General features: G+C 43.8%; 6 protein-coding genes. All 6 read right to left on the bottom strand.

What is annotated here, in order from left to right; translation table 11 throughout:
• Positions 1–115: 115 nt before the first annotated feature.
• Complete coding sequence (gene dacB, locus AB5542_RS20810) at positions 116–1,492, bottom strand: D-alanyl-D-alanine carboxypeptidase/D-alanyl-D-alanine-endopeptidase (RefSeq protein WP_279041209.1); 1,377 nt, start codon at positions 1,490–1,492, stop codon at positions 116–118.
• Positions 1,489–1,686 (bottom strand): exodeoxyribonuclease VII small subunit, encoded by a 198-nt coding sequence (gene xseB, locus AB5542_RS20805; protein ID WP_034502262.1) that lies wholly within the window; start codon positions 1,684–1,686, stop codon positions 1,489–1,491. Before xseB ends, dacB begins: the two co-directional genes overlap by 4 nt.
• A gap of 13 nt (positions 1,687–1,699) precedes the next feature.
• Positions 1,700–3,079, bottom strand: a complete 1,380-nt coding sequence (xseA, locus tag AB5542_RS20800; RefSeq protein ID WP_279041210.1) for an exodeoxyribonuclease VII large subunit — start codon at positions 3,077–3,079, stop codon at positions 1,700–1,702.
• A 77-nt stretch (positions 3,080–3,156) separates the two neighbouring features.
• Positions 3,157–3,759, bottom strand: a complete 603-nt coding sequence (gene yihA, locus AB5542_RS20795; protein ID WP_118302812.1) for a ribosome biogenesis GTP-binding protein YihA/YsxC — start codon at positions 3,757–3,759, stop codon at positions 3,157–3,159.
• 89 nt (positions 3,760–3,848) lie between these two features.
• Positions 3,849–5,687, bottom strand: coding sequence for a DEAD/DEAH box helicase (locus tag AB5542_RS20790; RefSeq protein WP_279041211.1), 1,839 nt, complete (start codon positions 5,685–5,687; stop codon positions 3,849–3,851).
• A gap of 134 nt (positions 5,688–5,821) precedes the next feature.
• Positions 5,822–6,931 (bottom strand): cell division protein FtsZ (gene ftsZ / locus AB5542_RS20785; RefSeq protein WP_368243430.1); only part of this gene is annotated, 1,110 nt, incomplete at its 5' end.

The following is a 6,931-nucleotide window of genomic DNA, read 5'->3' as shown; positions in this document are numbered from 1 at the left end:
TTCAATTAAGGTAATTAATCATTCTGGAATTCAAATCGTTATAAAGAATTTACCAACTATTTTTGGCCACATGGCCTATATTTTAGAAGTAAAAACCGGCACTTTGCCGGTTTTTTCATTTATCTGCTATATCTTTCAATAAATCCCTAATAGTCTCCTGAACCTTTACGGGATCACCCACGTAATTATTCACAAGAATCGTAAAAGCTAACGTTTCTCCCTTCTGATTTTTTAAGTATCCGGCAAGAGCCCGGACTCCTGACATAGAGCCGGTCTTGGCAATAACATTCTCCCTTAAAACCGGATGATCGGAATAAATTCGTAATCCCCAATCCACATTTCCTTGTGGTAAGGAGGCAACAAAAGCATCACTTAAATGCCCCTTTGCCCAAATTAATAAATCCGTGAACACTTCCGCCGGAACAGCATTTGCCGGCGATAAACCACTGGCATCTTTCAACGTAATTCCACATGAATCTATCCCGATATGACTTAATTCTACCTTTACCGTTCTCGCGTAATCTGTCGGACTGATCAATTCGCCCAAAGCCTCGGCGAAAAGATTAACACTATTCTTATTCGTATAATAAACAATATCCTTCAAAAAAGGAGAATCCATAGCCAGCAATGCATGACGTTCTCCCTCCTCTATCCTTTGTTTATCCAACAAAACTCCTTTCTCCTTCAATCGTTTTTCCAGTTCAGCCCTAAAACAAGCATCCGGATGATGCATAGCTCCCTTCACCGCAAAAGAAGAACGATTGGCTGGAATAGTCCCCTGAATTAATAACGTCGCAGTCTCTGGCCCCCCGTATATCCACGCATCATTCGCATTCTTGGCAGAAGCCATCACTTCGTTCCGCAATTTTACTCCCGGAACAGAAGGCTCAACAGACACGATCTTGGTTCGAGTGCCCGGTTTTCCGGATTTCAAGTTTATCGTGTACGTATTATCCCGGTAATTAAATGAATGATAAAGAGCCCCGTAATAATTTGCCACGTCTTCCCACGGCCAAGACCCCGGAATACGAACTGGTTCTCCCTCTGTCTCTATAATAATATTTCCATGAATTCGTTTGATTCCCAAGCTCACAACCTTAGAAACAAGACTATCCATAAAACATGCTTTGGGAAAATACTTTGAATCTAATGTTGGATCACCTCCTGCCTGTACAACAATATTTCCCAAAAGTCTCCCTTCATCAATCTCCCCGGTGTAAAAAACCTTTGTTGTGTAAGTTAAAGAATCTCCTTCCCGTTTTAATGCTAATGCAGAAGAAAGCAATTTAACCACGGAGGCCGGACGCAATGCCATTCCCGGATTATGCTCGTACACAACCTGTCCCGTCTCCACGTTCTTCACGCAAACCCCTATCGCTGCATGTTTCACTTCATCCCTTCCCCACAAATTTCGTTCTGCTGTTCGAGTCTGCCCTAACGCAGAAGCCACTGAAACCAGCATGAAAAACAACAGCCAACCGGATTTCATCATTCGGTAATTGATTTCAACACATTATTTACATCTTCTTCCGTCCGGTGTAATTTGCCCTTACAAAACTCAACAAGTACCGCCATCCGTTTTACTTTCTCGCTCAGCTCATCCACATCCAACTTATTTTCTTCTAACAACTTCACTAAACTTTCTATCTCCTCCATAGCGGATTTATATGTCAATTTTTCTTCCATAACCGATTATATATTAGATGTTTGTTTCAATATCTTTTATTTCACTTCGAATAACGCCTCTGAACAACTCTGTTTCAAGCACATCCCCTTGCTTCACACAATCCGTTTCCCGAACCGCCTTTCCGTTGACGCGAGTAATCGAGAATCCCTTTTCCAGTATGTTTTTCGGATCAACATACTTCATTTTCGTTTCTGCCAACTCCAGAAAATAACGATTAGCCGTAAACAATTCTGTTGTTTTACGTACCATTGTCTTTTGCATATCGTCCAAACGATTCTTCTGACGCTCAAACAAGGCTCCGACCTTCCCTTCCACCTTCATCTTCAATTGATTCAATCCATTGATCCGATCCTGTACAAAAAGCCTTGAGGCATGTTCTACTCTCCGGGACGACAAGGTCAAATTATTTGCCTGCCCCTCTAAAAAAAGACGGGTAAATTGCTTGAACTCCGTAATTCGTACTACCTGACGAGTTTTTTCTTCTTGCAAAATTCTTCTGGTTTCTCTCACCAAGGTTTCCTTCGCATCCTCCAACACACTATCCACCTCGTTAAAGCACTCGATCAGAAAAGCCGCTGCTGCCGTTGGGGTCTTCACACTTCGATAAGCCACCCGGTCCACGATCGTTTCATCCCGTTCATGTCCAATACCAGCAAGAATAGGAATAGGAAACTGCGCCACGTTAGCTGCCAGCTCGTAGGAATCAAAACTACCCAAATCCGTTTGTGAACCACCCCCTCGAATAATCACCACCACATCAAAAAGTGATTCATACTCGTAAATTCTTTCCAAGGCAGCAATAATAGATTCTGTTGTTTTCTCCCCCTGCATAATGGCAGGAAACAACTTGGTATGAAAAGCATACCCGTAAACATTACGATGTAACTGATCCACGAAATCACCATACCCGGCAGCCGTGGGGGAAGATATAATAGCCACAGTCTTCGGCAACATCGGAAATTCCAGTTCCCGATTCATATCAATTACCCCCTCTTGCGTCAATCGATCAATAATCTCTTTACGTTTCCGCTCCAGATCTCCAACCGTGAAAGTCGGATCAATATCTTTTATATTTAAAGAATACCCGTACAACTCATGAAAAACGATCTCCGCACGAACCAGCACCTTGATCCCTTTCTGTAAAGATTTTCCCGTGGTTGTTTCAAAATAAGGTCTTAGCATCCGATAGGTAAACGCCCATATCGTAGCCCGAGCCGTGGCAATCACCGCATCATCTTCCTCCCTCTTCTCCACCAACTCCAGATAACAATGCCCGGACCGATTTTCTTTCACATCAGCAATCTCGGCTATAACCAAAAAACTATCCGGGAAACGATTCTTTAACTCCCGTTTCACCAAACTATTCAATTGGTATAATCCAATAGCCTCCATGTTAATTTATGATTTAAAGATTCTGTGATTGCCGATTCTATGATTTCATGATTATAAAATCATTTCATCACACCATCTTATTCCAGTTCTAATCTATTCAACTCAGAAATATAAGACAACAACTCCACCCGTCCCAATTTTGTTTCAGCAGAAGTAATAAACGCCATGGGCATACTTTCCCATGTATCTTTCATCTTTTCCTGATATTTGGCAATACAATTCATTCGTTCCGTGGTCGTCAACTTATCAGCCTTCGTGAAGACCATAACAAAAGGCACCCCGTTTTCTCCCAGCCACTCCATAAAATCGAGGTCAATCTTCAACGGATCGTGCCGGCTGTCAATCAACACGAAAAGACATACCATATTCTCCCGTTTTAAAATGTAATTCTTTATCATAGAACTGAATTGTCCTCGCTGAGATTTAGATGTTCTGGCATACCCATATCCGGGTAAATCCACCAGATACCATTCATCATTAATCAAAAAATGATTGATTAACTGTGTCTTTCCCGGACTGCCGGATGTCTTGGCCAGTTTACTGTGGTTCGTCAACATGTTAATTAACGAAGATTTCCCCACGTTCGATCTCCCGATAAACGCATATTCGTGTCTATCCGGATCCGGACACTTCTTCACATCCGTGTTACTTATCACAAAATTGGCACTCTTAATTTCCATCATTTTTCAATTTGAATATATAAACATTGAACATGTGAAAATGTAAAGTAAACTTTACACTTCCCATGTTCAAATGTACAAATTATTTTCTAGTCGCGAGAAGACGATCTATTGAAATTTCTCGGCTTTTTCGGATCACTTCCCGGTCTTCCTCTTCTCTTTCCACCACTCTTTTCTTCCCGACGTCCGCCACCTCGGCTATCTCGTTTGTCCCGATCTCGACGTTCCCGTCTTCCGGAAAACTCGCCTCGACTCCGGTCATCCCGACGACGTCCACTGTCCCGAGTCGGGATAGCCTTTATCTCCAATGGAATACCATTAAAGAGAACCTTGCTGAAATCTACGGCGAAATCAGATGCACTCTCCTCGTCAATCTCGAATTTAGTATCTGTATCAAAAATACGAATACCTCCGACACCAATCCCCCGACGACGAGAATATTTATTAATCAAGCCCATCAAATCACGAGGTGTCAGCCCGTCTTCCCGACCGACATTCAGCATAAACGTGCTGTACACAGTCTCTTCTCCACGTCCCCGACGGTCACGCCTATCTCCCCGATCTCCACGTTCACCTCGCTCAGAACGACCCCCACGGTCATCCTCGCTAATATTCAAATCAGCCGTATTCTTATACTTCTTCAGTAACTTACCGAACTCATAGGAAACCAAATGTTGGATCAACTCTTCTTTCGTCAGCTCTGCGAACTTTTCATACACATCCGGAGCATACAGATCCATATCCTCTTGATCCTCAGATGCTAGAATCTTATCTGCATAGAATGCCAACTGAGCCCGACAAATCTCTTCCCCTACCGGCACTTGCTTGTACTCGAACTTCTTTTTCAAAATACCTTCAATCCGACGCAATTTCCCTTTCTCTTTCGAGTGAATAATCGCAATAGAGATTCCTTCCTTTCCGGCACGTCCCGTTCTACCGCTACGATGCGTGTAACTCTCCACGTCTTCAGGCAAATTGTAATTGATCACGTGTGTCAGGCAATCCACATCCAACCCACGAGCTGCCACATCGGTTGCCACCAACACTTTCAGCCGTTTCGCCCGGAAAGCGTTCATCACGTTATCCCGCTGTGCTTGGCTCAGATCCCCATGTAATGCATCGCAATCAATCCCATCACGCTGCAAATGTTTCGCTATATCTTGCGCATCATTCTTCGTTCGGGTAAAAATAATAGCGTACATACTGGGAGAGCAATCCACAATTCGACGTAACGTCTCGTAACAATCTTTCGCACGAACCATATAATATTGGTGAGACACAGTGTCTGCACCCTGATTCTTTTTCCCCACGGAAATCTCCTTCTGGTTCACCAGATAATTCCGGGCAATCCGCTCTACCTCTTTCGGCATTGTCGCCGAAAACAAATATGTATTTTTATCCTTAGGCGTGTTACTCAAGATAAAGTCCAGATCTTCCTGGAATCCCATATTCAACATCTCGTCAGCCTCATCCAGCACGACAGCAAACACGGTCTCGATATTCAATGCCTTCCGGTTCAACAAGTCAACCAAACGTCCCGGAGTAGCCACAACCACGTGTACCCCCTTCTGTAATTCTTTCATTTGCCTTCTAATATCCGTACCCCCGTATACACAGGTCACACGAATATCCGGAAGATACTTTGAATATTTTTTCAAATCACTCCCGATCTGCATACACAACTCACGTGTGGGACTCAGAACCAATATCTGTACACTATTCCATTCCGGATTAATTTTCTGTAATAACGGCAATCCGAAAGCCGCTGTTTTTCCCGTCCCGGTCTGGGCTAACACAACCAAATCATTTTCTTCGCCCAAAATAACAGGGATGGCCTTCTCTTGTACCGGACTCGGTGTTTCAAACCCTAAATCTGCAATTCCTTTAAGAATTTCCCCGTCTAATCCTAATTCTCTAAATTTTTCCATTAAACTGTTTTAAATTACCCCCTTACAATTTCGGATTTAGTGATTTTTGATTTTAGATTCCCCCTCACAAGGCTAACGCCTCTATTTATAAACCGGAAATCACGTAATCGCTAAATCATTAAATCACTAAATCGCTAGGGTCTGTCTATTTTTAAATGTCTCCGTGTATACGCCGGAGTCGTTGCCAATTCTTCTACTTTTTCGGGTGACAGATCCGGTTGAAGCACAACCTCCGATTCCTTTAAAATGACCTGTACGTAATCCTTTACCCCGTCCTTGATTTTTTTCGTACGGGCAGCATCCACCGCCTCTTCCGAAACATCATTCACGGACGCAACTCCCTTCAAGGGTTTCGTGAACGTATTTTCCACGTCCTCCATGGGAAAGCCGGTAGCAATCACCGTCACGGAAATTGCGTCTTCCAGCGCCTCATCGGTTCCCACACCCCAGATTATAGCTGCATTATCACCTACTTCCTTAATCACGTAATTCGTGATTTCACTCATCTCATCCATCGTAATTTCATCCGTCCCGGATGTAATATTCAACAAGATGTCACTAGCTCCCAGTATATCGCTCTTATTCAGCAGAGGGCTATTCAAAGCCTCGGCAATCACCCGCTTCGCCCGGTCTTCACCGGAGGCTTTTGCCGCACCCATAATAGCAATTCCACTATCCGTCATCACCGTTCTCACGTCGGCAAAGTCGACGTTTATATATCCCGGTAACGTGATAATCTCCGCGATACCCTTGGCAGCAATATTCAACACGTCGTTAGCCTTGGCAAATGCACTCGACAATGTCTGCGATCCGAATATCCGTTGTATCTTCTCATTATCTATGATAATCAAAGAATCCACGTGTTCTTTTAATCTTTTTACCCCTTCACGAGCCTGATCCAAACGTTTCGGCCCCTCGAAACGGGAAGGTATCGTAACAATACCCACCGTCAGAATACCCATATCCTTGGCAACCTTGGCAATCACGGGTGCCGCACCGGTCCCGGTACCACCCCCCATTGCTGCCGTGATAAACACCATCTTCGTATTGGTACTCAACAACGCTTTTATATCATCAATACTCTCGTTAGCGGCAGCCTCTCCGATTTCCGGTCGGTTCCCCGCTCCCCGTCCTTCAGTCAGGGTCTTCCCCAATTGAATAATGGTCGGAATAGGACTATGTTCCAATATTTGCGAATCGGTATTACACAACACGAAATCCACGTCACAGATCCCTTGCCTGTA

This window comes from Butyricimonas sp. RTP31003st1_G1_RTP31003_210430 (assembly GCF_040920905.1).
Lineage (GTDB): Bacteria > Bacteroidota > Bacteroidia > Bacteroidales > Marinifilaceae > Butyricimonas > Butyricimonas paravirosa.
This window is presented reverse-complemented; position numbering and strand designations above follow the sequence as displayed.

Excerpts from the sequence above, each read along its gene's own strand:
- dacB (WP_279041209.1), bottom strand. The coding sequence starts at position 1,492 with ATGATGAAATCCGGTTGGCTGTTGTTTTTCATGCTGGTTTCAGTGGCT.
- xseB (WP_034502262.1), bottom strand. The coding sequence starts at position 1,686 with ATGGAAGAAAAATTGACATATAAATCCGCTATGGAGGAGATAGAAAGT.
- xseA (WP_279041210.1), bottom strand. The coding sequence starts at position 3,079 with ATGGAGGCTATTGGATTATACCAATTGAATAGTTTGGTGAAACGGGAG.
- yihA (WP_118302812.1), bottom strand. The coding sequence starts at position 3,759 with ATGGAAATTAAGAGTGCCAATTTTGTGATAAGTAACACGGATGTGAAG.
- AB5542_RS20790 (WP_279041211.1), bottom strand. The coding sequence starts at position 5,687 with ATGGAAAAATTTAGAGAATTAGGATTAGACGGGGAAATTCTTAAAGGA.